The 26,058-nt window shown below is 71.2% G+C and carries 22 protein-coding genes; 12 read left to right on the top strand and 10 right to left on the bottom strand.

All coding sequences use genetic code 11. The features are described 5' to 3' along the window. Positions 1-57 precede the first annotated feature (57 nt). From FPZ41_RS28130 to FPZ41_RS28105, 6 genes are all read right to left on the bottom strand, one after another. On the bottom strand, positions 58-1,272 hold the full coding sequence (locus tag FPZ41_RS28130) for an acyl-CoA dehydrogenase family protein (RefSeq protein ID WP_152866468.1): 1,215 nt from the start codon (positions 1,270-1,272) through the stop codon (positions 58-60). Positions 1,273-1,278: 6 nt separating this feature from the next. Continuing rightward, a complete protein-coding gene (locus tag FPZ41_RS28125; RefSeq protein ID WP_152866467.1) occupies positions 1,279-2,556 on the bottom strand; it encodes a phosphotransferase family protein in 1,278 nt (425 codons plus the stop codon). A 191-nt stretch (positions 2,557-2,747) separates the two neighbouring features. Then, positions 2,748-3,659, bottom strand: a complete 912-nt coding sequence (locus tag FPZ41_RS28120) for an MBL fold metallo-hydrolase (RefSeq protein ID WP_152866466.1) — start codon at positions 3,657-3,659, stop codon at positions 2,748-2,750. A 169-nt stretch (positions 3,660-3,828) separates the two neighbouring features. After that, entirely contained in the window at positions 3,829-4,137 is a 309-nt protein-coding gene (locus FPZ41_RS28115; RefSeq protein ID WP_152866465.1) for a DUF202 domain-containing protein, read from the bottom strand. After that, positions 4,134-4,526, bottom strand: coding sequence for a YidH family protein (locus FPZ41_RS28110; RefSeq protein WP_131563556.1), 393 nt, complete (start codon positions 4,524-4,526; stop codon positions 4,134-4,136). The genes FPZ41_RS28115 and FPZ41_RS28110 overlap by 4 nt, the downstream gene beginning before the upstream one ends. A 68-nt stretch (positions 4,527-4,594) precedes the next feature. Next, positions 4,595-5,110: an NUDIX hydrolase gene (locus tag FPZ41_RS28105; RefSeq protein ID WP_152866464.1), complete on the bottom strand. Its 516-nt coding sequence runs from the start codon at positions 5,108-5,110 to the stop codon at positions 4,595-4,597. 242 nt (positions 5,111-5,352) lie between these two features. On the opposite strand from FPZ41_RS28105, the gene FPZ41_RS28100 reads away from it, so the two are divergent. The 3 genes from FPZ41_RS28100 to FPZ41_RS28090 all read left to right on the top strand — a co-directional run bounded on the left by FPZ41_RS28100 (position 5,353) and on the right by FPZ41_RS28090 (position 8,500). Further along, on the top strand, positions 5,353-7,008 hold the full coding sequence (locus FPZ41_RS28100) for an FAD-binding dehydrogenase (protein WP_152866463.1): 1,656 nt from the start codon (positions 5,353-5,355) through the stop codon (positions 7,006-7,008). 138 nt (positions 7,009-7,146) lie between these two features. Further along, the gene (locus FPZ41_RS28095; RefSeq protein WP_322620831.1) at positions 7,147-7,887 is read left to right on the top strand and encodes a molybdopterin-dependent oxidoreductase; all 741 of its coding nucleotides are present in this window, start codon (positions 7,147-7,149) and stop codon (positions 7,885-7,887) included. Next, the gene (locus FPZ41_RS28090; protein ID WP_152866462.1) at positions 7,871-8,500 is read left to right on the top strand and encodes a cytochrome b/b6 domain-containing protein; all 630 of its coding nucleotides are present in this window, start codon (positions 7,871-7,873) and stop codon (positions 8,498-8,500) included. The genes FPZ41_RS28095 and FPZ41_RS28090 overlap by 17 nt, the downstream gene beginning before the upstream one ends. Before the next feature lie 64 nt (positions 8,501-8,564). On the opposite strand, the gene FPZ41_RS28085 is transcribed toward FPZ41_RS28090, so the two are convergent. The 3 genes from FPZ41_RS28085 to FPZ41_RS28075 all read right to left on the bottom strand — a co-directional run bounded on the left by FPZ41_RS28085 (position 8,565) and on the right by FPZ41_RS28075 (position 11,798). Continuing rightward, entirely contained in the window at positions 8,565-9,476 is a 912-nt protein-coding gene (locus tag FPZ41_RS28085; protein WP_152866461.1) for a hypothetical protein, read from the bottom strand. Positions 9,477-9,698: 222 nt separating this feature from the next. Beyond that, positions 9,699-11,096, bottom strand: a complete 1,398-nt coding sequence (locus tag FPZ41_RS28080; protein WP_322620830.1) for a GntP family permease — start codon at positions 11,094-11,096, stop codon at positions 9,699-9,701. Between the two features lie 183 nt (positions 11,097-11,279). Next, positions 11,280-11,798 (bottom strand): gluconokinase, encoded by a 519-nt coding sequence (locus FPZ41_RS28075; RefSeq protein ID WP_152866460.1) that lies wholly within the window; start codon positions 11,796-11,798, stop codon positions 11,280-11,282. Positions 11,799-12,012: 214 nt separating this feature from the next. Between FPZ41_RS28075 and FPZ41_RS28070 the strand changes: the two genes are divergently transcribed. Then, on the top strand, positions 12,013-12,732 hold the full coding sequence (locus FPZ41_RS28070) for a FadR/GntR family transcriptional regulator (RefSeq protein ID WP_152866459.1): 720 nt from the start codon (positions 12,013-12,015) through the stop codon (positions 12,730-12,732). Positions 12,733-12,751: 19 nt separating this feature from the next. Here the strand turns inward: FPZ41_RS28070 and FPZ41_RS28065 are convergent, their stop codons facing one another. Further along, positions 12,752-13,174 carry a YchJ family protein gene (locus FPZ41_RS28065; RefSeq protein WP_152866458.1) on the bottom strand — a complete coding sequence of 141 codons (423 nt, stop codon included), beginning with the start codon at positions 13,172-13,174 and terminating at the stop codon, positions 12,752-12,754. Positions 13,175-13,542: 368 nt separating this feature from the next. Here FPZ41_RS28065 and FPZ41_RS28060 point away from each other — a divergent pair, with 368 nt between their 5' ends. From FPZ41_RS28060 to FPZ41_RS28025, 8 genes are all read left to right on the top strand, one after another. After that, on the top strand, positions 13,543-15,405 hold the full coding sequence (locus tag FPZ41_RS28060) for a phage tail sheath subtilisin-like domain-containing protein (RefSeq protein ID WP_152866457.1): 1,863 nt from the start codon (positions 13,543-13,545) through the stop codon (positions 15,403-15,405). Positions 15,406-15,440: 35 nt separating this feature from the next. After that, complete coding sequence (locus FPZ41_RS28055; RefSeq protein WP_131563567.1) at positions 15,441-15,965, top strand: phage tail protein; 525 nt, start codon at positions 15,441-15,443, stop codon at positions 15,963-15,965. A 33-nt stretch (positions 15,966-15,998) separates the two neighbouring features. Then, positions 15,999-16,763: a T4 family baseplate hub assembly chaperone gene (locus tag FPZ41_RS28050; RefSeq protein ID WP_152866456.1), complete on the top strand. Its 765-nt coding sequence runs from the start codon at positions 15,999-16,001 to the stop codon at positions 16,761-16,763. Next, a complete protein-coding gene (locus tag FPZ41_RS28045; RefSeq protein ID WP_152866455.1) occupies positions 16,756-17,520 on the top strand; it encodes a hypothetical protein in 765 nt (254 codons plus the stop codon). Before FPZ41_RS28050 ends, FPZ41_RS28045 begins: the two co-directional genes overlap by 8 nt. A gap of 139 nt (positions 17,521-17,659) precedes the next feature. Further along, positions 17,660-18,604 (top strand): DUF4255 domain-containing protein, encoded by a 945-nt coding sequence (locus FPZ41_RS28040; RefSeq protein ID WP_152866454.1) that lies wholly within the window; start codon positions 17,660-17,662, stop codon positions 18,602-18,604. 33 nt (positions 18,605-18,637) lie between these two features. Continuing rightward, the gene (locus FPZ41_RS28035) at positions 18,638-20,659 is read left to right on the top strand and encodes an ATP-binding protein (RefSeq protein ID WP_152866453.1); all 2,022 of its coding nucleotides are present in this window, start codon (positions 18,638-18,640) and stop codon (positions 20,657-20,659) included. Beyond that, on the top strand, positions 20,650-20,937 hold the full coding sequence (locus FPZ41_RS28030; protein WP_152866452.1) for a hypothetical protein: 288 nt from the start codon (positions 20,650-20,652) through the stop codon (positions 20,935-20,937). Before FPZ41_RS28035 ends, FPZ41_RS28030 begins: the two co-directional genes overlap by 10 nt. Beyond that, on the top strand, positions 20,934-26,058 hold a 5,125-nt coding region (locus FPZ41_RS28025), incomplete at its 3' end, for an eCIS core domain-containing protein (RefSeq protein ID WP_152866451.1). The genes FPZ41_RS28030 and FPZ41_RS28025, both read left to right, overlap by 4 nt.

Below are 26,058 nucleotides of genomic sequence, written 5' to 3'. Positions count from 1 at the left end.
GGGGATGGGACGGGTAGGGGCGGCGGGGGCGAAAGAACCCCCGGCCCGCCCAGGGGGTCACACGTACCGCTTCAACTCCCGCCGCGCGAGCGACCGCTGGTGCACCTCGTCGGGGCCGTCGGCGATCATCAGCGTACGGGCGCCCGCGTACAGCTCGGCCAGGGGAAAGTCCTGGCTGACGCCACCCGCGCCGTGCAACTGGATCGCCCGGTCGATGATGTCGACGACCGCGCGCGGCGTGGCGATCTTGATGGCCTGGATCTCCGTGTGGGCGCCCTTGTTGCCGACCGTGTCCATGAGCCATGCCGTCTTCAGCACCAGCAGCCGCAACTGCTCGACCGTCACCCGCGCGTCCGCGATCCAGTTGTGCACCACGCCCTGCTGGGCCAGCGCCTTGCCGAAGGCCGTACGGGACACGGCCCGCCGGCACATCAGCTCGATCGCCCGCTCCGCCATGCCGATCAGCCGCATGCAGTGGTGGATGCGACCGGGACCGAGCCGGGCCTGGGCGATGGCGAAGCCGCCGCCCTCCTCGCCGATCAGGCCGGCCACGGGCACCCGCGCACCGTCGAAGATCACCTCCGCGTGCCCGCCGTGGTAGTGGTCCTCATAGCCGAACACCCGCATCGCGCGGTTCACCGTGACGCCGGGGGTGTCGCGCGGGACCAGGACCATGGACTGCTGACGGCGGATGTCGGCCCCGTCCGGGTCCGTCTTGCCCATCACGATGAAGATCCGGCAGTCCGGGTTCATCGCCCCGGAGATGTACCACTTGCGGCCGGTGATGACGTACTCGTCGCCCTCGCGCTCGATGCGTGTGGTGATGTTCGTGGCGTCGGACGAGGCCACCTCCGGCTCGGTCATCGCGAACGCCGAACGGATCTCACCGGCCAGCAGCGGCTCCAGCCACTGCTTCCTCTGCTGCTCGTCGCCGAACTGCGCGAGCACCTCCATGTTGCCCGTGTCGGGCGCCGCGCAGTTCAGCGCCGTGGGCGCCAACTGCGGGGAGCGGCCGGTGATCTCCGCGAGCGGAGCGTACTGGAGGTTCGTCAGCCCGGCGCCGTACTGGGAGTCCGGCAGGAAGAGGTTCCACAGGCCCTGCCTGCGGGCCTCCGCCTTCAGCTCCTCGACCACGGCCGGGGTGTCCCACGGCGAGGCGAGCCGCGCACGCTGCTCGTCGGCGACCGTCTCGGCCGGGTACACGTGCTCGTCCATGAAGGCGAGGAGCTTCTTCCGCAGCTCCTCCGTGCGGGCGTCGTATGCGAAGTCCATGGCGGATCAGCCCTTCCGGGAGCCTTCTTGAGGAGACGTCGGAGTCGTCAGAGTCGTCAGGCCGTGCTCGATGAAGACCGGAACCAGTTCGCCGATGCGGTCGAAGCCGGGGCCCACCGTCTGGCCGAGGGTGTACCGGTAGTGGATGCCCTCCAGGATCACGGCGAGTTTGAACCACGCGAACGCCGTGTACCAGGAGACCGCGGACACGTCGCGCCCCGAGCGCGCGGCGTACCGCTCGACGATCTCGGCCGGATCCGGGTGACCAGGGGCGGTGGCCGTCGTGGAGACAGGGGAGTCCGGCAGCCCGAGCGGCACGCTGTACATCACCAGCAGCCCCAGGTCCGTGAGCGGGTCGCCGAGTGTGGACATCTCCCAGTCGAGGATCGCCCTGATCCTGTCGACGCCCTTGATTGGCTCCGTTCGCCTCCGGGGCACTGAAGCCGGTGTCGAGAGCCCGATCGTGCTCAGCCCTTCGGGCCTCCGCGCTCCCCCACGCTCGGCTTCTCCCCCACGCTCGGCTTCTCCCCCACTCTCGGCTTCGCTCGAGCGGGGGGACCCCCATGCGCGGGGGGACCCCCATGGACTCTCGACACCGGCGTGCCCCTCCGGCTCACTCGCTGTGCCGAGCAGCACGTTGTCGAGCCGGTAGTCGCCGTGGACGACCGTGGGCGCGGGGGAGCGCGGGAGCTCGCGGCCCAGCGCGGCGTGCAGCTCGTCGATCCCGGCCAGCTCGCGGTTGCGGGAGGCGTCCAGCTGCTTGCCCCAGCGCCGCAGCTGCCGGTCCAGGAAGCCCTCGGGGCGCCCGAAGTCGGCGAGGCCCACCTCGGCCGGGTCCACCGCGTGCAGGCCGACGAGCGTGTCGACCAGGCCCAGCACGGCATCCCGGGTGCGCTCCGGGCCGAGCGGGGCGAGCTGCTCGGCCGTGCGGTAGGGCGTGCCCTCCACGAACTCCATGACGTAGAAGGGGGCGCCGAGCAGCTCCTCGTCCTCGCACAGCAGCACGGGACGGGGTACGGGTACGTCCGTCGGGTACAGCGCGCTGATGACCCGGTGCTCGCGCTTCATGTCGTGCGCGGTCGCCAGCACATGGCCCAGCGGAGGGCGCCGTACCACCCACTTCGACGTGCCGTCCGTGACCTCGTACGTGAGGTTCGACCGTCCGCCCTCGATCAGCCGGGCGGTGAGCGGTTCGTTCACCAGGCCGGGCCGCTCGGCGTCGAGCAGGCCGCGCAGGCCGCGCAGCCGGTCGGGATCGAGACCGGGCGGGTGGACAGGGCGCATCGTCGCTCCTACGTGCGGGTGAACGGGACTGCACTCATGGTGCCGACCGGTCGGTATGCCGTCCAGTGGGCGTGGCGAAAGTGATCGGTGTCTCGACCGGCCCGGGCCGGGCGGAGGACGGTTCGCGCCGGGTGAAGGACGGTGTGGGCGCCCGTGAGCGAGGTCAGGGGCGCCCGAACAGGGACGGGAACTCAGGCGTGGCAGGTCATCATCTCGCCGCCGTTGACGACCGCCATGTCCCGGAAACCGATGAGCGGGTCGAGGCCCTCGCCCTCGGGGTGCCCGTCCAGCTCGGCGTAGGCGCGGTGCAGGTTCGCCACCAGCCGCTCGCTCTCGGGCAGCTCGGCGTACTCCCCGAGATCGGTCTCCCGGGCCGCCTCCAGCGGGGTGAGCCCGGCCGCGTGGGACTTCTCGGCGACGTCGGCCACGAACCGGATGTACCGCTCGGCCCGGTCGAACGCCGATGGGTCGGTGACCGGACCGTGCCCGGGTACGACGGTCTCGGCGCCCAGACCGCGCAGCAACTCCAGCGCCCGCAGCGAACCGCTGAGCGAACCCATCAGGAAGAACGGTGTCCCGCCCTCGAAGACCAGGTCCCCGGTGAACACGATCCGGCGGTGCGGCAACCAGACGAAGGAGTCGCCCACGGTGTGCGAGACGCCCGGGTGGATCACCTCGGCGTCGATGTCGCCCACGTGGAGCGTCGTGCGGTCCGTGAACGTCAGGTCCGCGCTCTTGATCGGGACGTCCCCGAAGTCGGTACCCGGCCACAGCAGATGCAGGTGCCGGCCGCTGGCCAGGGCCTCGCGGCGGCAGGCGGCGTGCGAGACGAGCGTGGCAGTCGGCGTGAAGTGCCCGTTGCCGTAGGTGTGGTCCCCGTGGTGGTGGGTGTTGACGAGGAGCCGCGGCGCCGGGACGCCCGAGGCGTCGAGTGCGGCGGAGAGCGCCAGGGTGCGCCGCTCGGTGGCCGCGGTGTCCACGAGCAGGGTGGTCGTTCCGTCGCTGACGAAGCCGGAGTTGTTCAGGCACCACCCGCCGTCCGGCTGCACATACGCGTGCACGTCCTCGGCCAACTCGACGGTGTACGGCTCGGCTGCGGTCATGGGACCCCCTTGGGATCGTCGCCAACTGGTGTTCAGACCCTGCCAGTCGGCGACGATTCGCAGAAATCCGGAGCGCCGCGTTCATGCTTGCACGGACGCGTGCACGCGTACGTGACCCACACACCTCAGCCACCCGGCCGACGGGCACGGGCGGGGCGGCTGGGGCGGGTCACACCACCAGGGCTGCCGCGCACACGGCGAGGGCGACCGTGCACAGGGTCGCCGCCGTGGCGTGCCGGGCGGTGATCACCGGCGGGCGAGGCGTGGCCAGGGCGCGGATGCGCAGGTGGGCGAGGGCGAGGAAGCACAGCCAGAGGGCCCCGCACAGCGCGCAGACCAGCAAGCCCACCGTGGTCGCCCCGCCGTGCAGCGCGGTCTTCGCGGCGAGCACGGCGGCGACCGTGCACGCCAGGGTCGTACGGCGCCACGCCAGCCGCGTACGCTCCGGCTGGAGCCCGGGGTCCCGCTCCTCGCTCATCCCTCCCACCTCAGGAGCACCACGACGACCATGGCGATCGCGACCACGGCGACGGCCAGGCTGAGCAGCGCCGGGAACCGTGACACGGGCAGGTCCTCGCCGCGCCGCATCGCCCGCTCGCAGCGCACCCAGTGGTTGACGGCCCGCAGCGAACACAGCACACCGGCCCCGAGCAGCGCGAGCGCGAGGCCCACCCGCCACCCCCACGGCAGGTCCGGCAGGAACTGGTCCACCGCGAAGCCCCCGCCGATCAGGGCGAGCGCGGTGCGCAGCCAGGCCAGGAAGGTCCGCTCGTTCGCCAGCGAGAACCGGTAGTCGGGCGTCCCGCCCTCCTCCCGGACCTCCTGCGGCGCGAACCACAACCGGACGTTCCGCATGAATTCGCTCACGTTCAGGACCCTACCGGGCGTTGTTCCGGACCCCCGGGGCGAGGGGGGGACAGGGGTCGGGCGAGAGGTCAGCCCAAGGACCGGCACGCCTTGAAGCGCTCGTAGGCGTCCAGGCCGTCCGGGACCCACTCCCACTCGGTCAGCCGGCGCTCCACCTCGTCCTCCGGCAGGAAGCCGTGCCAGGCGACCTCCTCGGCCTGCGGGTTCACCGGGAGGTCGCAGCGGACCTCGTAGACGGCGGACCACCAGCTCCGGCCGGCTCCGTCGTCGTACAGGAACTTGAAGAGGTACGCGGGCCGCGGCAGACCGGAGACGCCGAGTTCCTCCTCGGCCTCGCGGAGTGCTGCGTCGTCGTAGGACTCGCCCGCGCCCACCACGCCGCCGACCCACATGTCGTACAGGGAGGGGAAGACCAGCTTGGTCGGGGTGCGGCGGTGGACGAAGACCCGGTCCTCGGCGTCGCGTACGTAGATGAAGGCACAGCGGTGGCGCAGACCCCGCGCGTACGCCTCACCCCGCGGCGACTGCCCGATGACCCGGTCGTTCTCGTCCACGATGTCGAGGATCTCGTCGGCGGCGCTCATGAGCCCATCCAAGCAGGCGGACCCGGGGCCGTACGACCCTCTCAGCGCGACAGCGTCGACTGCGGCGACCCGGCCACGGGCTGTCCGGGAGAGCGGACACACCCCGGCAGTTGACTCGCCCACTCTTGTGCCGAAGGATCTGGGTCCAGGTGCTGACCGGTCGGTAACAACGGCTCGGTGCGGCTCCCGACCTGCCTCACCCTGTCTGGCCTGTTTTGACGCGTTCTTGAGAGGACGGCCCCATGTCGTACGACGCTGATGTGATCGTGATCGGGGCGGGCCTCGCCGGCCTCGCGGCGACCGCGGAGCTCGTCGACGCCGGCCGTACGGTGATCCTCCTCGACCAGGAGCCCGAGCAGTCGATGGGCGGGCAGGCCTTCTGGTCCTTCGGCGGGCTCTTCTTCGTGAACTCGCCCGAGCAGCGGCGGCTGCGGATCAAGGACAGTCACGCGCTCGCCCTCCAGGACTGGATGGGCACGGCCGCCTTCGACCGTCCCGAGGACGAGTGGCCGCGCAAGTGGGCCGAGGCGTACGTCGACTTCGCCGCCGGCGAGAAGCGCGCGTGGCTGCACGGGCAGGGCGTGCGCTTCTTCCCGGTGGTCGGCTGGGCCGAGCGCGGCGGCTATGACGCGCGCGGGCACGGCAACTCCGTGCCCCGCTTCCACATCACCTGGGGGACCGGGCCGGGGCTCGTCGAGCCGTTCGAGCGGCGGGTGCGGGCCGGGGTGGCCCGTGGGCTGGTCCAGTTGAAGTTCCGGCACCGCGCCACCGGGCTGTCCCGCAGCGCGGGCACCGTCGACACCGTCACCGGCGAGATCCTGGAGCCCTCCGGCATCCTGCGCGGCCAGGCCAGCAGCCGCACGGTCACCGGCGCCTTCGAGCTCAGGGCCCAGGCGGTGATCGTCACCTCGGGCGGCATCGGCGGCAACCACGACCTCGTCCGCGCCAACTGGCCCGAGCGGCTGGGCCGTCCGCCGGAGAGGATGGTCTCCGGCGTGCCCGCGCACGTCGACGGCAGGATGCTCGGCATCGCCGAGGAGGCGGGCGCGCACCTCATCAACCGCGACCGCATGTGGCACTACACCGAGGGCATCCAGAACTGGAACCCCATCTGGGACAACCACGGCATCCGCATCCTGCCCGGCCCCTCCTCGCTCTGGCTGGACGCGCGCGGCAAGCGGCTGCCCGTGCCGCTGTTCCCCGGCTTCGACACGCTCGGCACGCTGGAGCACATCATGAAGACCGGGCACGACCACACGTGGTTCGTGCTCGACCAGAAGATCATCGGCAAGGAGTTCGCGCTCTCCGGCTCGGAGCAGAACCCCGACCTGACCGGCAGGTCCGTCAAGGACGTCATCGGGCGGGCCCGCGCGGACGTACCCGGCCCGGTGAAGGCCTTCATGGACAACGGCGTCGACTTCGTCGTCGAGAAGGACCTGGGCTCCCTCGTCCGCGGCATGAACGCCCTCACCAAGGAGCCGCTGATCGACGAGGCCGAACTGCGCCGCGAGATCGTCGCCCGGGACCGCGAGATCATCAACCCGTTCACCAAGGACCTCCAGGTCATGGCCATCCGCGGCGCCCGCAACTACCTCGGCGACCGGCTCATCCGTACCGCCGCCCCGCACCGCATCCTCGACCCCAAGGCGGGCCCGCTGATCGCCGTCCGCCTCAACATCCTCACCCGTAAGTCCCTCGGCGGCCTGGAGACGGACCTGTCGTCGCGCGTGCTGACCGAGGGCGGCGACCCGCTGGAGGGCGTGTACGCGGCGGGCGAGGCCGCGGGCTTCGGCGGGGGCGGCGTGCACGGCTACCGGTCGCTGGAGGGGACGTTCCTGGGCGGGTGCCTGTTCTCCGGGCGCACGGCGGGCCGCGCGGCGGCGAAGGCGGTGGGCTGAGCGGGGCCGTGCCCGGGCGCCATGGGACTGCTCGCCGGTCCCACGGTCGGGGCGCCGGTGATTACAGAACCCTGACAGATTGATACGGGCACCCGCGGCCACTGGCCTCATCGGGGTGACAGGTGCTCGAATCGGTGGGTGACCACTGAACAGCCCCCAGAGGAACAGCCCCACGAGCGCGGCGCGCCGGTGGGCCGCCGGGTCGTGCTGGGCACGCTCGGACTCGGAGCGCTCGGCCTGGCCGCCGCGCCCGCGCTCCAGAGTGGCCTGGAGTCCTTCCTGGGCGGGGCGGCCGGCAAGGACCCCACGGGCCTGACCGGCCTGCTCCCCAACGGCGGAGGTTTCCGCTACTACTCGGTGACGTCGTCCGTCCCCCGCAAGGACGAGTCGAACTACCGCCTCACGATCGACGGCCTGGTCGACCGCCCGGCGTCGTACACCCTCGACGAACTCAGAGCCCTGCCCCAGACGCGGATGGTGCGCGACGTCCAGTGCGTCACGGGCTGGCGGGTACCGGACACGCCGTTCGAAGGCGTACGGCTGTCCCGGTTGCTGGACGCGGCGGGAGTGCGGCCTTCGGCCGGCGCGATCCGCTTCACCTGCTTCGACGGGGCGTACACCGAGAGCCTGACCCTCGATCAGGCCCGCCGCGCGGACGTCCTGGTCGCCCTGCGCATGCAGGACAAGGACCTGAGCCACAGCCACGGCGGTCCGGTCCGGCTCTACGTCGCCCCCATGTACTTCTACAAGTCGGCGAAGTGGCTCTCCGGCATCACGGTCATGGAGAAGGTCCGGCCGGGGTACTGGGAGGAACGGGGCTACGACGTCGACGCCTGGGTCGGCCGGTCGAACGGACGCGACGATGAGCCCACGAGTTGACACCCCGGCGGCCCGGTCCGCCCCGTCCGCCCGGATACGCCGCTTCAGCCGCGCCGAGCGCTGGGTGCACCGGAGCACGGCCGTGCTGATGGGAGTGTGCGTGGTGACCGCGGCCTGCCTGTACATCCCGCAACTCGCCGAACTCGTCGGCCGCCGCGCCCTCGTGGTCACCCTCCACGAGTGGTCGGGCCTGCTGCTCCCGCTCCCCGTGCTGGCGGGCCTCGCCTCCCGCGCCTTCCGGGTGGACCTGACCCACCTCAACCGCTGGGGCCCGCACGACCGGGTCTGGCTCCGCTCGGCCGTGCGCCGCCTTCCCGGCCGACGGCCCGCGGCCAAGTTCAACGCGGGTCAGAAGCTCTACGCGGCCTGGATCACCGGTGCGACCCTCGTCATGCTCGGCACGGGCCTGATGATGTGGTTCACCCACCTGACCCCGCTGATGTGGCGCACCAGCGCGACCTTCGTCCACGACTGGCTGGCCCTGACGATCGGCATCGTCCTCGCCGGTCACATCGGCATGGCCCTGGGCGACCCCGAGGCGCGAAAGGGGCTGCGCACGGGATCGGTGAGCAGGGAGTGGGCGGAGCGGGAGCACCCGCTGTGGCGGCCGTGAGGCCACGCCCGGGGGTCCGGGCGTGGCCTCACGGTGTGCCACGGCTCGCCGGTGAGCCTGACGTTCAGCCCCGGCGGAGGCGCACCGGTACCGTCTCGTTGACGGTCACCGGCTGTGCGTAGTCCGGGTCCGTCGCCGTTGCCCGCGCCTCGACCTCGACCAGACCCTGCTGGAAGGGGACGGAGCCGGTGGGTACGGCCGTCCCGGTCCACTCGACCGGAGCGCCCGGGACACAGGACACCGACGCGGAGTAGGAACCCCGGATGAGGGTCTGGTTCTTCACCTGCGTGACGTCCCCCGCCACCGTGACCCGCACCGGCTTGTTGCAGCTCACCGTCCCGTGCAGGGTGGCCTTGCCGTTCAGGGTGCTCGCGGTGCCTTCCACCGCCACGGCGAGGCCGAGGTCGAGCTCGGCAGGCGGGGCCGGGTTGTCGATGTGGACCTCACCACGAGCGGCGGTGGTGCCTCCCTCGCAGTGCTGCTCGAAGGTGGCGTCGAGCTTCTTCACGTACCCTTGCGGGCCGAACTCCACGTCGGAGATGGTGAACTCGCCGGTGAGCGTGTTGCAGCCGCGCCCGTTGCCGCTGAGGGACAGGCCCGGCTCGGTCGGCTCGTTGAACGGATGGCGGGTGGCTCCGGTGTACGTCCCGGGCGCCAGGGCCTGGCCGGACGGTGCCGCGAGGTCCAGGTACCACCAGTCGCCGTTCGCTCCGTCGACGGAGAGGGAGACCGTGTTGTTGTCGCTGTCGGCCGTGATGTTGAGGCGGTCGTCGGACGCGGTCGCGTACGCGTAGGACCGGCCACCGCTGATGTAGTCGCCCGGGTCGCCGCTGAAGCTGAAGGATCCCTCGGTGACCGGCATGGCGTGCGCCTCGGCGCCGGACAACAGGCCGGTCGAGCCGGTGGCCATGCCCATGGCCAGTACGAGGACGGCCGTGGCACGGGCCAGTACGCGTCTGGGCGCGCTGAGTTTCATGGATGTTCCCCCCTGATGAGATGAAGTGCCCCGTTGCCGATGTGACCTTTACGTCGGCGGGGCGAGTCTGCCAACCAGGGGGAAGGACGACAACAGCGTTTTATGAGTCGTCCGTGCTGTTTCGGCCAACAGCTGTGGGGGCCGTGTCGGCCTGACGGGGGCCATCCGTGGGGCCGGTCCGCCCGAAGCCTCGGGCTGCGGGCGGACCGTGCCTGTCGTCCGCTAGATCACGAGCGACAACAGCAGAACCATGGCCCCGGCCACCACAGAGATGATCGTCTCCATGACGGACCACGTCTTGACGGTCTGCCCGACGCTGAGGCCGAAGTACTCCTTGACCAGCCAGAAACCGGCGTCGTTGACGTGGCTGAAGAACAGCGAGCCCGCGCCGATGGCGAGGACGAGCAGGGCGGCGTGCGTGGTCGACATGTCGGCCGCGAGGGGCGCGACGAGGCCGGCCGCCGAGACCGTGGCCACGGTCGCCGAACCGGTCGCCAGCCGGATCGCCACCGCGATCAGCCAGCCCAGCAGCAGCGCCGGGATCGACCAGTCCTCGGAGATGTTGAGGATCATCTGGCCGACACCGCTGTCGATCAGCGTCTGCTTGAAGCCGCCGCCCGCGCCGACGATGAGGAGGATGCCCGCGATCGGGGCCAGGGACTTCTCGGTGACCTCCGTGAGGCGGCCCTTGGTGAACCCGGCCGGGCGGCCCAGCGTGAAGATGCCCACGAGCACCGCCGCGAGCATCGCGATCAGCGGGGAGCCGATCACGTCGAAGACGCGCTGGACGCTGTTCTCCGGATCGTCGATGACGATGTCCACGAGTGCCTTGGCCAGCATCAGGACGACCGGCAGGAGCACCGTGGTGAGGGTCGCGCCGAAGCCCGGGCGCTGCTTCAGCTCCTCCGAGGCGCGGGGCGGCAGCATCCGCTCGGGTACCGGCACGTCCACCCAGCGGGCCGCGTACCGGGAGAACAGCGGACCGGAGATGACCACCGTGGGGATCGCCACGAGCACGCCGAGGGCGAGGGTCACCCCGAGGTCGGCCTTGACCGCGTCGATCGCGACCAGCGGGCCGGGGTGCGGCGGGACCAGACCGTGCATCACCGAGAGACCCGCGAGCGCCGGGATGCCGATCCGCATCAGCGAGTAGTTGCCGCGCTTGGCGACCATCAGCACCACCGGGATCAGCAACACCATGCCGACCTCGAAGAACAGCGGCAGACCGATCACCGAGGCGATCAGCACCATCGCCCAGGGCATCGAGCGGCCGCCGGCCTTCGCCAGGATCGTGTCGACGACCTGGTCGGCGCCGCCCGAGTCGGCGAGCAGCTTGCCCAGGATGGCGCCCAGCGCGATGAGGACGCCCACGCCCGCGACCGTGGAGCCGAGGCCGGCGCTGAAGCTGGTGATGACCTTGTCCAGCGGTGCTCCCGCGAAGGCGCCGAGCGCCAGCGAGCCGATGGTCAGGGCCAGGAAGGCGTGGAGTTTGAACTTGGTGATGAGCAGCACGATGACGGCTATGCCCGCCAGTACTGCGATGCCCAGTTGCGCGTGGCCCGCCGAGGTGATCGGTTCGGGGGCCTCCGCCGCCAGCATCTCGACACTGAGTCTGGTCACGGTGAATCCCTTGTATGGACGGGGGGTTGGGGGGGAGAGGGGGGTGAGGAGAAACACTTGCCCGGAGTGGTCCCGCGGGGAAGTGCTTGCGCGGAAGTACCTACGCAGAAGGACTGCAGAAGGACTGCAGAAGGACCGCAGAAGCACTGCAGAAGTGCTGCGGAGGTACTGACGCCGACGGACTTACGGAGACGGCCGGTCGAGCTCCCCGAGCGCGGCCACGGCCCGCTCGGTGATCTCCTCCGGAGTGCCCGAGATGTCGACCGCGACACCCGGCTCGTCCGCCAGGAGCGGCTGGAGCGTGGCGAACTGCGAGTCCAGCAACGCCGTGGGCATGAAGTGCCCCTGACGATGCGTCATCCGCTCGCCGACGAGCTCGCGGTCACCGATGAGGTGCACGAAGACCAGTTCGGGCGCGGCAGCCCGCAACCGGTCCCGGTAGCTCCGCTTCAGCGCCGAACAGCTGACGACCCCGCCGAGCCCGGCCCGCCCGTGCGCCCACGCACCGATGGCGTCCAGCCACGGCCACCGGTCCGTGTCGTCCAGCGGGACCCCGGCCGACATCTTGGCGATGTTGGCCTCGGGATGGAAGTCGTCGCCCTCGGCGTACGGAACGCCGAGCCGGGCCGCGAGCAGGGGACCGATCGTGGTCTTGCCGGTCCCGGCCACACCCATGACCACGACGACGTGGGGGGAACGCATCTCTACCTCGCTGTCCTCATCGACATCCGACGTCACGCGCAGGCCGCGCGCAGACCGCCCGCAGTGCGTGCGCAACACGAGATGGTCGCGCGACGTCGTTCGACGCCACCTGACGTCGAGCACACTGAAACCCATTAGGTACGACGAATTCAAGAGTCTGTGACATATAAGTCTGACTTTTTCTCGGCGCGGCTCTCCTCGTACCCTGATCTCCATGAGCACACCGGGCCGGGGGCTGCACGGCCGAGTACTGGACACCCTCGGCCCGGAGATCACCGCGGGCGAGTATCCGCCCGGCAGCGTGCTGCGCACCGACGAGCTGGCCCAGCGCTTCGAGGTGTCACGCTCCGTGATGCGTGAGGCGGTCCGTGTTCTGGAGTCCATGCACCTGGTCGAGTCCCGCCGCCGGGTCGGCGTGACGGTCCGTCCCGCCGCCGAGTGGAACGTCTACGATCCCCAGGTCATCCGCTGGCGCCTGGCCGGCGCCGACCGCCCGCGCCAGCTGCGCTCCCTCACCATGCTGCGCTCCGCGATCGAGCCCGTCGCCGCGGGGCTCGCCGCGAGGAACGCCACCGCCGAACAGTGCGCCGAGCTCACCGAGTGCGCCATCGGGATGGTGGCCAACTCGCGCGGTCACCGGCTGGAGGAGTACCTCGTCCACGACATGGCCTTCCACCGGGTGATCCTCAACGCCTCGGGCAACGAGATGTTCGCCCGCCTCGGCGACGTCGTCGCGGAGGTCCTCGCGGGCCGCACCCACCACGAGGTCATGTTCGAGGACCCCGACCCCGAGGCCGTCACCCTGCACGTCCACCTCGCCGAGGCCGTCCGTGAGGGCGACGCGGACCGCGCCGAAGAGCTCACGCGCGAGATCACGGTCGGCGCCCTCCAGGAACTGGACATCCTGGCGCCGGGCGGCCGGCCGGCGCCGTAGCGACTACTCGACGAACCGACTACTCGACGAACTCCCCGTCCACGTACACCCACGCCCCGTCGACCCGCTCGAACCGGCTGCGCTCGTGCAGCGAGCCGCCCCGGTAGGAGGCGCGGAAGGTCACGGTTCCCGCGGAGTGGAAGGCGGAGCCGTCGGTCGTCTCCAGGACCTCCAGGCCCGTCCACTTCAGCCCTGGCTCGAAGTCGACCCGCGCGGGCCGGGTACGCGGATGCCATGTGCGCAGCAGATACCTTTCGTCCCGCTTGACGAAAGCGGTGTAACGGGACCGCATCAGCGCCTCGGCCGTCGGTGGGGTCGTCCCACCCGTATGGAATCGGCCACAGCAGTTCTCGTACGTCTCCGCAAGACCGCAAGGACAGTGGGGATTGTGTGGCGGAGCTGAGGGGTGCCTCCGCCGAGGCCGCTGGGTGTGTCGGGACATGGGCTCCATTCTGCTGCAATACCACCTGTGCGAGATGCGTGAAGTATCTGTCCCGACATGCGCACATCGTGTGCGAGTCGTGTTCGCCACCCTTCATGGAACCTCCTTCCGGACTGGCGTGAACGCACCTTGCTCCTGTAACTCCCCAGTCACCAAGGTGGGTTGAGCACTTGAGCATCAGGGGTCACAAGCGCGCTGCTTGACCCGGACGGCCGTCCGACCGGGGAACTGACGGGGGAAACTGATGCCGAGCCCGCGGACCGTGCGCGTCATCGCGCCGGCACAGCCCGCGCGCGCCGGACGAACACGACTCCCTCTGCCGCCTCTTGGTGCCTTTCACCGGTGCCCGAGAAGGGATAGGAGGGGGAATGCCGACGAACGCAAGTACCGCCAGGCCGACGTATCCCGGCGTCTACGTCGAAGAGCTTCCCAGCAGCACCCGCACGATCTCCGCCGTGACCACCTCGGTGACCGCCTTCGTCGGTCACACCCGGCGGGGCCCGCTCAACGAGCCGGTGCGCGTCACCGGGTTCGCCGAGTTCGAGCGCCGCTTCGGCGGTCTCGGCTCGCAGAGCGCCGTCGCCTACGCGGTGCACCAGTTCTTCGCGAACGGCGGCTCCGTCGCCGTGATCGTCCGCGTCGCCAAGGCGGGCAGCGGCAAGGCCGCCTGCGTCGTCCTGGAGTCCACCGAGGGCCACAGCGAGAGCCGTGTCCTCGAAGTGCACGCCAAGGAACCGGGGATGTGGGGCAACGGCCTGCGCGTCGCCGTCGACTACGACACCCCCCACCCCGACGAAACCTTCAACCTCAGGGTGTACGACGCCAAGGGCGACGCCCGCGAGAGCTTCACCGGGCTGTCCATGGACGCCGGGCACGGCCGTTACGCGCCGACCGTGATCAACGCGGGCTCCCGGCTGATCCGTGTCGAGGCCGTCGGCGAGGGCCGCCCCGACCCGTCGGGCACCGTTTCCAAGCCGTTCGGGCACGAGCTGCCGAACCTGGCCGTCGACCTCACCGTCAAGATCGGTGACGTGGAGCGCGAGTTCACACTCCACGACCCCGATGCCGACGGCGAGGCCCCGTGCACCGTCGCCGAGCTGGCACTGCTCCTGGAGCGCAAGCTGCGGGCGCTGCCCGACGCGCCGGGCAAGCACGCCTTCGCGGGCGCCGAGGTCATCCCCTTCGGCCGCCGCCTCCAGATCGTCGCGGGCTCCACCGACCCCGAGGACGTCGTCCGCTTCCTCGGCGAGTGCGCCAACGACCTGGGCCTGGAGGCCTCCGTCAACCCGCCGGTGTTCCCGCTGGAGGGCGGCGAGGACGGCGAGGCCCCCGGACCGCGCGACCTCATCGGCAGCGAGAACGACAAGACCGGCATCCAGGCCCTGCGCGGCGTCGCCGACGTCAACCTGCTGGCCCTGCCGGAGCTCGCGGCGTACGAGAACACCGAGGACATGCTCACGGTCGTCTCGGCGGCCGAGCGGCTGTGCCAGGAGCGCCGGATCTTCCTGCTGGTCGACGCGCCGAGCACCTGGGTCAGCGTGGACACCGCCCGCGCCGGCCTGTCCGCCTTCGACCCGGTGCGCGGCAACCACGCAGGCCTGTACTTCCCGCACATCCAGCTCACCGACCCCCTCACCGGGCGGCTGCGTTCCTTCCCTCCGTCCGGCGCGGTCGCGGGCGTCATCGCGCGCACCGACTCCGAGCGCGGTGTGTGGAAGGCCCCGGCGGGCACGGAGGCGCAGCTCGCCGGCGTGCACTCGCTGACCGTCGACCTGACGGACCGCGAGACCGGGCTGCTCAACCCGCTCGGCGTCAACTGCCTGCGCACCTTCCCGCTGAACGGCCCCCTCGTGTGGGGCTCGCGCACGCTGGAGGGCTCCGACGCGCTGGACAGTGAGTGGAAGTACGTGCCCGTCCGGCGGCTCGCGCTGCATGTGGAGGAGAGCCTGCAACGCGGCCTGCAGTGGGTCGTGTTCGAGCCCAACAACGAGAGCCTGTGGCAGCAGATCCGCCTCAGCGCCTCCTCGTACCTGCACACCCTCTTCCGCCAGGGCGCCTTCAAGGGCAGCACGCCGCGCGAGGCCTACTTCGTCAAGTGCGACAGCGAGACCACGACGGACGAGGACATCGCCAACGGCATCGTCAACGTCCTGGTGGGCATCGCGCCGGTCCGCCCGGCCGAGTTCGTGATCGTCAAAATCCAGCAGACGTCGGGGCAGTTCGCGCTCTAGCACCGTCGCAGAATTGGGAGAGCTGAAGGAATCCGATGGCTGAGTTCACGGTCAACGCGCATCGCTTCGACCCCTACAAGAACTTCAAGTTCCTGGTCCTGTGGGACGGTCGCACGGTCGCCGGCATCAGCAAGATCAGTCCACTGAAGCGGACCACGGAGGTCGTCAAGCACCGCCACGGCGGCGACCCCTCCTCCCCGCGCAAGTCGCCGGGCCGCTCCGAGTTCGAGGGCATCACCCTGGAGCGCGGGGTCACCCACGACCCCGAGTTCGACCGCTGGGCCAACAAGGTCTGGCAGGTCGGGGCGGGGCTCGGCTCCGAGGTGTCCCTCGCCGACTTCCGCAAGGACATCGTCATCCAGGTCCTCAACGAAGCCGGCCAGGTCGCCGTCTCGCACAAGCTGTACCGGACCTGGCCCAGCGAGTACCAGGTCCTCGGCGAACTGGACGCCAACGCCAACGCGGTGGCCATCCAGTCGCTGAAGCTGGAGTGCGAGGGCTGGGAACGGGACTACGAGATTCCCGAGCCGGAGGAGCCGTCGTTCCTCAACCCGGCGTGACCTAAAACCGGTTGAGGGGAGCGGGGGGAGAAGATGGCGATCACCGGGGCGGCCGACCTGCTGGCCACCTGGGAGGCGGGACTCGCCGAGGCACCGGCCGGGCGCGCGCTGCTGCTGCACCGCACCGCGCGCCCGGACCTCGACGCACAGGGCTTGCCGGTGCTTCCGGTCGGCGCACGCGAGGCGGACCTGTTCACGCTGCGCCGGGCCCTGTTCGGCGAACGGATGCAGGTACGTCTGGAGTGCGGTGCGTGCGGCGAGGACATGGAGTTCGACCTCGACGCCGGGGAGTTCGCGCGGTCGCTGAGCGGGCGGGACGAGTCGATCGTGCGGGTAGGGGAGGACGGTCGGGAGGAGACGGTCATACGGGTGGCGGAGGGCGGCTGGGACGTGCAGTTCCGGCTGCCCGGCGTCGCCGACCTGACGGCGGTCGCCCGGGCCGCCGACCCGCGCGGGGCCCTCCTCGCCCGGTGCCTGGTCTCGGCGGTGCGTGACGGTGCCGACGTGTCCGCGGACGAACTGCCCGTACCGGTGCAGCGCCGTATCGCCGAGGCCGTCGAGGCCGCCGACCCCGGTGCCGACGTGACGCTCACCATCGCCTGCCCCGAGTGCGGGCAGGCCACCCGGGCCGAACTCGACATCGCCTCCTACCTCTGGACCGAACTGGACGCCTGGGCACGGGACGTGCTGCTCGACGTCCACCTGCTCGCCACCGCCTACGGCTGGAGCGAGCCGGAGATCCTGGCGCTCAGCCCGCTGCGGCGCCGCTACTACCTGGAGCTGTGTGCGGATGCCTGACTCCCCTTCGGGAAGCCGGCCGGCGGGCTCGCCGGAGCAGTCCGACTTCCTCGACCGGCTGATCGCCCGGCACACCGCCCCGGCCGCCACCCCGCGGCCGGGCGTGGTGCGGGTACGGCCCCGGCTGCCCGGACCGTTCGAGCGGGTCGAAGCCGTACGGGCCGGTGCCCCGGACCCGGACGGCCCCGAGCCGTTGTGGCCCTCCGCCACACCCTCGGCCGTCCCGCCGCCCCAGGCGCCGCGCCCGGCGGTGCGCGAGACCCGGGTGCGCACGGAACGGGAACGGACCGTCGTACACACCGAGCAGACACCCGCCGACGCGGAGGCCCGACAGGCCCGGCCGGCCGTGCCCGAGGCCCCGCTGCTGCGTCCGGCCACGCCGGTCGCTCCGGGACCGCGGCCGGTCGCCGACCCGGCGCGCCGCACGGCGGGACGGGGCCGCCCCGACCGGGCCCCCGCCCAGAGCGCGGCGTCCGTGCCCAACCCCCCGGGCTCGGACGCCGCTTCCCCTGCCGCCGTCTCCGCGGCGCTGCTCCCCAGCGCCGCGGACACGGCGGCAGCACGCGACGCCGTACGACAGGCCGCGGCCCGGCGGCCCGGACGGGCTCCCGAGCAGGTGGTGCAGGTGCAGATCGGGCGGCTGGAGGTGACGGCGTCGTCACCCACGCCGGGCGGCGGCAAGCGGCGCCCGGAGCCGCAGGGGCGCCCGGAGGCGACTGTGAGCCTCGCCGAGTACCTGGCACGGGGGCGCACATGAGCCGTCCCGGAGGAATCAGCAGGACCAGCAGGACCAGCAGGACCAGAGGGACCAGAGGGACCAGAGGGACCAGAGGGACCAGAGGGACCAGAAGGACCAGTACGACCAACTGGAGCAGAGGGACTGAGGAACCGACGTCATGAGCAACGCACTCGCCATCGCCCATGTCACCCAGGCCCTCGCCGTGCTGATCGAGTCCAACCTCGGGGGGCCGGAGCTCGACCTGGCCGTGAAGATGGAGCTGGGCAAACCACCGACCGAGCCGCCGTCCGAGCCCACCATCTCGGTGTTCTGCTACCAGGTCACGCCCAACGTCTCGCAACGGGGCAACGACCTGCCGACCCGCGCCGCCGACGGCACCCTGCGCAAGCGGCCCGCCGCGGCACTGGACCTGCACTACCTGATCAGCGCGTACGGCGAGGAGTCGGAACTGGTCGGCGAGCGGCTCATCGGCTCCGTGGTGCGCACCCTGCACGAGATACCGATCCTGCCGAAGGACGTCATCGAACGGGCCGGTGAGAAGCCGTACCTGGCGGGCAGCGACCTCGCGGAGGCGGCGCAGCGAGTGCGGTTCACGCCGACGGTGATGGACATCGACGAGACGTCGAAGCTGTGGGGGATGCTCCACCAGACCCCGTACTCCCTCTCGGTGGTGTACCAGGCCGCCCTCGTCTTCATCGAGGGCCGCGAGACACCGGTGCCGGCGAAGCCGGTGGAGCGGACCGACGTACGGGTGCTGCCGTTCGGGGCGCCGGGGGCGCCGGTGCCGCCGGGTTCGGCCGGGGCGGGTACGGGCGAGACGGGTACGGGCGCGGGCGAGGCCTCGGGCTCCGCTGAGCCCGTCGTACCCGCCGCCGAGGCGGCCTCCAAGGCGGTGGCGAAACCGGCGGCGAGGAGCTCGGCCAAGAGCGCCGCCAGGACTGCGGCGAAGGCTCCGGCCGCCACGCGGAAGGCGGCACAGCCCATCAGGACGGCGAAGGCGGCCAAGGCCGCGAAGAGGGCGGCGAAGCCTGCCCCACCCACGGCGGACAACAAGGTGACGAACGACAAGAGCGGGAACGCCGACGGCGGCGCGGAGAACTGAGGCCACGTGGGACCGACGGGGGCAGGTGAGGACATGGGAGAGCAGGGAACGCGAGGGGCGCAGGGAACGCAGCAGCCGGGCACCGCTGGTGCGCCGGACGGCGGGTCGACGCTGACGGCGGAGATCCAGCGCGTCCTGGCCCGAGTCGACGCCCACGCGGCGCGAGTCGACGGCGCCCGGGACGACACAGCCCGTGACGACGACGCGGGCGCACCCGGCACCACCATGGCATCCCCGTCCTCGGCCGGTCCCGGAACCGCCCCGCTCGACGCCCTCGCCGCGTGCTTCGGTCTCACGCCCTTCGAGCGCGACCTGGTCCTCCTCACCGCCGCCCACGAGCTGGAGCCCACGACCGCGGCCCGCTGCGCCGCTGCCTGCGGCGACCGCGAGCGGACGTACCCCACGTTCTCGCTCGCCCTGGCCGCGCTGGACGAGCCGCACTGGAGCGCGCTCACCCCCGTGGCACCGCTGCGGCGCTGGCGGATCGTGGAGCTGGATGACGAGACACGCCTGACGACGTCCCGGCTCCGCCTCGACGAACGCATCCTGCACTTCCTGCTGGACTCGCCCTACCTGGACGCCCGGCTGCACGGCCAGTTGCGCCGCACGCCGGTGCCGGACGCGCTGCCGCCGTCGTACGACCTGGCCGCGAACCGGATCGCCGTCGGCTGGACCACGGGTACCGGCTCCGAGGCGCCGCTGCTGGTGCAGGTGACGGGCGGGGACCTGCGCAGCCGGGCCGACATCGCGGCCGCGGCCGCCGCCCGCTCCGGACTCGGGCTGTACTCGATGGCCGCCGAGGACGTCCCGACCGACCCCGCCGAACGCGACCGGCTCGCGCGGCTGTGGCAGCGCGAGGCGATCCTGCTGCCCGCCGCGCTGCTGGTCGAGGTGGGCGAGCTGGAGCGCGACCAGCGGGCGGCGACGGAGGCGTTCCTTGCCGGGGCCGCCGTACCGGTCGTCGTGTCGAGCGAGGACCCGCTGCGCTCGGAACGCCCGCACGGCGCCCGCGTGACGGTCCCGCGCCTGGACGACGAGGAGCAGCTGGGCCTCTGGACAGCCGCGTTCGAGGACGTAGCCGACTTGCGCGACTCTGAACTCCGCTCCCTGGTCGCCCAGTTCCAGTTGCCCCCGCACGTCATACGGTCGGCTGCCGCCGCCGTACGCCGAGACCTCCCCCACGAGGACGAGCTCGACGCCGCCGAACTCGCTTGGCGCGCCGGTCTCGACGAGGCACGGATCGGCATGGACGAGCTGGGCCGCCGCATCGAACCCCAGGCGGGCTGGCAGGACCTGGTCCTGCACGACCGGCAGACCAGCGTGCTGCGCGAGATCGTCGCGCATGTACGCCAGCGCCCGACGGTCCACCAGGAATGGGGCTTCGCCGGGACGCTGCGCCGGGGCCTCGGCGTCACGGCACTTTTCGCAGGCGGCTCGGGTACGGGCAAAACGCTGGCAGCCGAGGTAATGGCGAAGGAGCTGGGGCTCGACCTGTTCATCGTCGACCTGTCCCAGGTGGTCAGCAAGTACATCGGCGAGACGGAGAAGAACCTGCGCAGGGTCTTCGACGCAGCGGAACGCGGCGGGGCACTGCTCCTCTTCGACGAGGCTGACGCGCTGTTCGGCAAACGCAGCGAGGTCAAGGACAGCCACGACCGGTACGCAAACCTGGAGGTCAGCTACCTCCTCATGCGGATGGAGGCCTACCGCGGCCTGGCCATCCTCACCACCAACATGAAGAAGGCCCTGGACAACGCCTTCCTCCGCCGTATCCGCTTCGTCGTCGACTTCCCGTTCCCGGCCGAGCACGAGCGAGCCGAGATCTGGCGCCGCGTACTGCCGCCGCAGGCCCCGGTGAAGGACATCGACCCGGAGCTCCTGGCACAGCTCACGGTGGCGGGCGGCTCGATCCGCAACATCGCGTTGTCCGGCGCGTTCCTGGCCGCCGAGGAGGGCGACCGCCTCCAGATGCGGCACATGCTCGCGGCGGCCCGTACGGAGTACCTGAAGCTGGAGCGGTCCCTGACACCGGGGGAGGTACGGGGATGGGTGTGAACAGGGAGCAGCCGTCGGCGATCCGGGTGGAGGTCGGCGAACTCGTGCTCGACGGCTTCCATGTCGACCCCGAAGGGGTCTCGGCCGCCTTCGAGCGCGAGCTGACCCGACTGGTGGAGAGGCACGGCGTACCGCTGGCGACGGACGGCCCGCTGACCCTGGACGCGCTGTCCGGACTCCCGCCCCTGCCCGCCGGCCTGTCGGCCCGCCGCCTCGGCCAGGAACTGGCACGCGCGGTGCATGAAGGACTGAGCGGCCACGGGGAGGTCACGCGATGACCTCCCAGACGCAGCAGGACAGTTCGGAGCAGTCGGCCGAACAGCGCCGCCGCAAGCGCAAGGAGCGGGCCGCCAAGTCCCGTACCCCCGAGCCAAAGGAAATCGTCAGCGGCGCGGGCCAGCCCCTCGACCCGGGCGTGCGACGGGAGCTGGAGGAGCAGCTCGGCCACGACCTGAGCCGCGTACGCCTCCACACGGGCCGCGACGCCGGACAGCTCACGGACCTCCTCGGCGCCGATGCGGTCGCGGTCGGTCAGGACGTCTTCTTCCGCGAGGGTGCCTACCGGCCGGGCACGGCGGAGGGCCGGCGGCTGCTCGCTCACGAGTTGCTGCACACGGTCCAGAACCCGCACGGGCTCGGTGCATTGCGCGCCGGACGCGAACTGGGTGCCGTGAGCCTGCCGCAGCAGGCGATCGAGCGGGAGGCGGAGTCGGCGGCGCAGGATCTCGTACGTTCGGATTCCACCGGTCCCGAGTCATCGGCACCGGAGGTCGAGGAGGGGCAGGCGACGCCGGGCTGGCTGCGGTACGCGACTGTGGACGCGGACCGGCGCCGTATGGAGCACGTGGACCCCGCGACTCTCCTCGACCGCTTGGCGAACGGTGTCCTGCGGTCGTTGCGCGGCGACCCGGAGGATCGTTCCCACCGGGTACGGACGCAACTCGCTCGTTTCTCCCCGGAGATGCAGGACGCGGTCCTGGACCGGCTGGAGTCACGTCTTGTCACCGCGGAGCACGATCGGCTGATCGATCTGGTCGAGCAGAGCGAGGACAGCAGCCCGCTGGAGCAGGACGTCCTGAGCACGCCCGAGGCCCTGCCGGACGTCACCGAGCAACTGGGGCAGGAACGGGAGCGGGCGCGCGAACGGAGCGATGACGAGCCCGGGACCGGCGGACAGACGCAGGACGGGCCGGGTGCCGAGCGCGACGCAGAGGCGACGGGCGACTCGGGGCAGCAGGGACAGCAGGATCGGCAGTTGCCGGGGCAGACGGCTCGGCAGAGTGGCGGCGGTACGGCAGGGAGTCAGTCCCAGCAGTCGACCGGAGCCGCCGGGCAGACGGCTGCGGGAACGTCCGGGCCGACCGGTGGCCAGGGCGGGGCGGCGGCCGACAGGTCCGCCCAGTCCCAGCAGTCCGGGAAGTCGGAGAAGTCCGGGCAGGCCAAGGACGGTTCCGGCGAAGCCGCCGACAGTGAAGCCGCCGAAGGGGCTTCCGAGGCGGGCAAGGAGGAGTCCGCGGCCAAGAACCGGCCGGGAGCCGTGGACCCCCTGATCGAGGGTCAGCAGGTGCGCGAGGAGGACAAGCGCGCACAGGACGACACGAAACTCGCCGGAGTGGAGCCCGGCCCGCTGCTCAAGACGGCAGACCCGGGGGGCCGCAGCACCCTGGAGGGGAAGCGCCCCCAGGACGGCGAGACGGACGACGAGCCGCTCGGCCTGGAGGCGGACGCGGCCGGTGAGTTGAGCGGAGCCGAGGAGGAGACCGCCGCCTTCGGCGAGGACAGCGCATGGAACACCGAACTCAAGCCCGAGGACTTCCTCCCCGAGTCCGACCTCGACATATCCGGGGTTCCGACCGCTGACAAGATCACACCCGGTTCGAGCGACCAGGCGGTACCGAGTTTCCCCCAGCCGCGCCCCACCAAGGCCGAGCAGGTGCAGACCCAGCGGGAAGAAGAGGATGCGGAGGAAGCCGCCTCGGGGGATGACGAGGCCGCGGAGCCGACACCCGCCGATGGCGACGCCCACGGCTCCCCGGCCGCCCATGCGGAGGCCGAGAACCAGCGGATGCGTACGCTCCGGATGGAGAAGCCGGTCGAGGAGGAAGTCGGACCGCTGCCCTCGTCGTCCGGTACGGCCGCTGACCGTACCGGCGTCTCGGAGCAGAAACAGGAGTCCGCGGACCTCGACACCGCAGAACAGGAAAGCCGACGCTCCGAATCCGAGAAGGGGCAGGCCGAGGAGCCCGACTCCGCGGGGCAGCAGAAGACGGACCAGGAGTCCGGGCGCGGCGACGAGGAGTCGTCGCAGAGTCAGTCCCAGGCCCAGTCCTCCCAACTCGAGTCCGAATCAGGGTCCCAGGGCCAGGGCCAGGGCCAGGGTCAGGCCGCGGGGCAGGCGTCCGGGGCGGCCTCCGGCACGTCTGCGACCGCATCGGGTGGTTCGGGGCAGCAGTCCACCGGCGGCCCGGACACGTCCGAGGCGTCCCGGCCGGGCACCTCTGCCCAGCCGGGCGGCCAGGGTTCGACGACGGATGCTCCGGCCGAGGCATCCCCCGCCCGGGACACCCATGTCTCGGGCGGGGACAGCTCTCCTGAGTCAGCGTCCGGTGACGCGGGGCAGTCAGGCCCGGCTGCGGGACAGCCGGAGGCATCCCCCCCGGCATCGGCCCCGCAGTCCACGCCGGCTCCGCAGTCCGCGCCCGCGCCGGAGCCCGCGCCGGCCCCGCGGCCCGCTGCCGCACCGGCGCGGCCTGCGTCGTCCGGCTCCAGGCCTTCGCGGTCCGTCAAGGGCGGCGGAGGGACGCGCAGTGCCTCCGGCGGCCGAGGCGGAGGCGGCGCACGCGCGGCCGCACCCGCCCCGCCCAAACAGGAGCCGGCCGCCCCCAACCTGTCCCAGGTGACACCGGAGGCCGGGCTCGGCACGGCGGCAAGGCTCAAGCCGCACCGCGCCCTTGAGGCTCTCGGCGGTGTGAACGGCGCGGTCGACAGGACCGTGGGCGACGAGCACCAGACCCTGCAGTCGGCACCGCCCACGATGGAACGCCCGGCCGGCGCCCCGCAGACCCTGTCCGGCGCGCCCAGCACCGCGGCTCCGGGCCAGTACTCGGGCGACCCCGCCGCCCAGGTCGACTCACCGGAACAGCAGCAGGCCACCGTGGACGGTGCCCAGCCGGCGGAAGGTGCCCTGCCGGAGATCAAAGAGCCCAGCAAGCTGGAGATGGGACTGGCAGCCGGGGCCCAGGTTGTCGCCGGGGTGGTGAACGGCGTCACCAGCTTCCTCGGCGCCGACGAGGACGTCATCGACACTGACGCCCTGGTGAGCTGGATCCTCGACCTGCCGACCGAGGACGACATGCTCGCCCAGGCAACTGTCGGCAGCGCCTCCGGGGTCGGTCTTCAGGGGGAGACCGACGGCCGCAGCGTCGAGCAGGAGGGCGAACTCGACAGCAAGAGCCAGCAGCTTCACTCATCGGGACGCGACGATGCCGACCGGCCGCTGGGCGAGGACCAGATCTATCCCGACGCGCCCCCGGAAACGCTGACCGCCCGGGTACCAGGCGCCAAGGGGCAGGGCGGCGGGGGCGCGGCAGGCGGCGCGCCGGTCGGGGGCCGGATTCCGCCGGAAGCCGTTTCCGCGGTGGCGGAACACGAACGAGGACCGCAGCTCCAGCGCGCGTTCACCGACGGCCAGCAGACCATGTCGGAGAAGCGCCAGGACAAGGACAAAGGCTTCCGGGAGTCGCAGGAACAGCACAAGCGGCAGGTCCGCAGCGAGATCGAGACCAACAGCAGGGCGCAGACCGCTGAGCGGCAGCGGACCAGGGACGAGGTGGCCGCGTCCCGGACGCAGTGGAAGGCGGAGCAGGACGGCGAGCTCGACTCCCTCGGGACGAAGAAGACCGAGAAGGTCGAGGCCGTCCGCAAGGAGGTCAAGGACAAGGAGGAGACGACCGACAAGGACGTCGAGGAACGCCGCACCACGAACGAGGAGGGCATTGGAACAGCGGCGACCAAGGCCAAGGACGACGCGGTCCGGAGAAAGGACACCGCGCAGAACGACTCCGGCAACTGGATCTCCGAGGCCTGGTCGTATATCCGTGACAAGCTCAACGAGCTCAAGGAGGACATCCTCGGGTTCTTCAGGGCGGCACGTCAGGCGATCACCGACCTCATCACGGACTTCAAGGGCACCGTCCTCGGCTGGATCGAGGAAGCGCGCCGAATCATCGTCGAGAAGTTCGAGGACTTCGTCGAGGCTCTGATCCAGCTGGGTCGCGACCTCCTCAACGGGCTCATCGAGATCGCCAACCGGATCCGCAACCTCATCATCCGGATCCGCGACGCGGCGATCGCCCTGGTCAACCAGATCTCTGAGCAGCTGCGCCAGATGATGAACGATCTCCTCGACGACATCGGCAAGATGCTCAGCGGGCTCCTGGACGGCCTGCGCGAAGGGCTCCGGATGGCGGTCTCGGCCGTCATGACCGCGGTCAACGGGATCATGGACTTCGCCATGGGCCTGCTCAACGCCCTCGGCGAGTGGGCGATGATCGCCGCCGACATCATCACCGACCCGGGAGGCTGGCTCGCCGGCGCCAAGGCCTCCGCCGAGGACGGCGCCAAGAACTACCTCTTCGACGAAGTCACCTCGGCCGTCAAGAACTGGATCGGCGAGAAGATCCAGGAAATCCTCGGCCTTTCTCCGGAGGAACTCCAACTACTGCTCAACGGCGGCATAACCGTGGAGCAGCTGGTGAAAGAGGCCTGGGACGAGGCGCTGCCTCAACTGCCCATCATCATCGGCGAGATCGTCATCACCAAGGTCATCACCAAGCTCATCCCCGGCGCCGGCTGGGTCTTCGCCATCATCGACGCCCTCAAGGCCGCCTGGGGCGCCCTCAGCGAAATCCTGGCCGCCTTCGGCCTCTTCATGGACTACCTCAAGGCGGTCAAGAGCGGAAACGCCGGCCCGCAGTTCGCCAGGGCCGTGGCCGCGGGCGTCGTCGCCCTCCTGGAACTGGCCTACGAGTTCCTGCTCAGCGGCATCGGCAAGTACGTCAAGAGGGTCGGCGACAAGTTCAAGGGAATCGCGTCCGGCCTGCGCAACAACCAGGGCAAGCCCGGGGAGGGGCCCAGGCCCGGAGACCCCGCCAGGCCCAACGACCCAGCCAGGCCTCAAGCACCTGCCGGGCCCCAAACGCCTGCCAGGCCCAACGACCCGGCTCGCCCCCAGGACCCGACGAGGCCGAACAACCCGAACCGACCGCAGGCAACGGAACAACCGAAGCCGAACGACCGCCCGAGGGATCGCCAGGAGAAGGAGCGGGAGAGGCGGCAGGCCCAGCAGAAGGTCAAGCAGGCCAGGGACGACATGACAAGGCCCGCCCGCCCGAACAGGC

This window comes from Streptomyces acidicola (genome assembly GCF_009377235.1).
Taxonomy (GTDB): Bacteria; Actinomycetota; Actinomycetes; order Streptomycetales; family Streptomycetaceae; genus Streptomyces; species Streptomyces acidicola.
Note: the sequence above shows the minus strand (reverse complement) of the source record. Positions and strands in the feature narration are given on the sequence as shown.

Bases quoted from the DNA above. Each gene is read 5' to 3' on its own strand.
- FPZ41_RS28130 (WP_152866468.1), bottom strand. From the start codon at position 1,272: ATGGACTTCGCATACGACGCCCGCACGGAGGAGCTGCGGAAGAAGCTC.
- FPZ41_RS28125 (WP_152866467.1), bottom strand. From the start codon at position 2,556: ATGCGCCCTGTCCACCCGCCCGGTCTCGATCCCGACCGGCTGCGCGGC.
- FPZ41_RS28120 (WP_152866466.1), bottom strand. From the start codon at position 3,659: ATGACCGCAGCCGAGCCGTACACCGTCGAGTTGGCCGAGGACGTGCAC.
- FPZ41_RS28115 (WP_152866465.1), bottom strand. From the start codon at position 4,137: ATGAGCGAGGAGCGGGACCCCGGGCTCCAGCCGGAGCGTACGCGGCTG.
- FPZ41_RS28105 (WP_152866464.1), bottom strand. From the start codon at position 5,110: ATGAGCGCCGCCGACGAGATCCTCGACATCGTGGACGAGAACGACCGG.
- FPZ41_RS28100 (WP_152866463.1), top strand. From the start codon at position 5,353: ATGTCGTACGACGCTGATGTGATCGTGATCGGGGCGGGCCTCGCCGGC.
- FPZ41_RS28090 (WP_152866462.1), top strand. From the start codon at position 7,871: ATGAGCCCACGAGTTGACACCCCGGCGGCCCGGTCCGCCCCGTCCGCC.
- FPZ41_RS28085 (WP_152866461.1), bottom strand. From the start codon at position 9,476: ATGAAACTCAGCGCGCCCAGACGCGTACTGGCCCGTGCCACGGCCGTC.
- FPZ41_RS28075 (WP_152866460.1), bottom strand. From the start codon at position 11,798: ATGCGTTCCCCCCACGTCGTCGTGGTCATGGGTGTGGCCGGGACCGGC.
- FPZ41_RS28070 (WP_152866459.1), top strand. From the start codon at position 12,013: ATGAGCACACCGGGCCGGGGGCTGCACGGCCGAGTACTGGACACCCTC.
- FPZ41_RS28065 (WP_152866458.1), bottom strand. From the start codon at position 13,174: ATGTCCCGACACACCCAGCGGCCTCGGCGGAGGCACCCCTCAGCTCCG.
- FPZ41_RS28060 (WP_152866457.1), top strand. From the start codon at position 13,543: ATGCCGACGAACGCAAGTACCGCCAGGCCGACGTATCCCGGCGTCTAC.
- FPZ41_RS28055 (WP_131563567.1), top strand. From the start codon at position 15,441: ATGGCTGAGTTCACGGTCAACGCGCATCGCTTCGACCCCTACAAGAAC.
- FPZ41_RS28050 (WP_152866456.1), top strand. From the start codon at position 15,999: ATGGCGATCACCGGGGCGGCCGACCTGCTGGCCACCTGGGAGGCGGGA.
- FPZ41_RS28045 (WP_152866455.1), top strand. From the start codon at position 16,756: ATGCCTGACTCCCCTTCGGGAAGCCGGCCGGCGGGCTCGCCGGAGCAG.
- FPZ41_RS28040 (WP_152866454.1), top strand. From the start codon at position 17,660: ATGAGCAACGCACTCGCCATCGCCCATGTCACCCAGGCCCTCGCCGTG.
- FPZ41_RS28035 (WP_152866453.1), top strand. From the start codon at position 18,638: ATGGGAGAGCAGGGAACGCGAGGGGCGCAGGGAACGCAGCAGCCGGGC.
- FPZ41_RS28030 (WP_152866452.1), top strand. From the start codon at position 20,650: ATGGGTGTGAACAGGGAGCAGCCGTCGGCGATCCGGGTGGAGGTCGGC.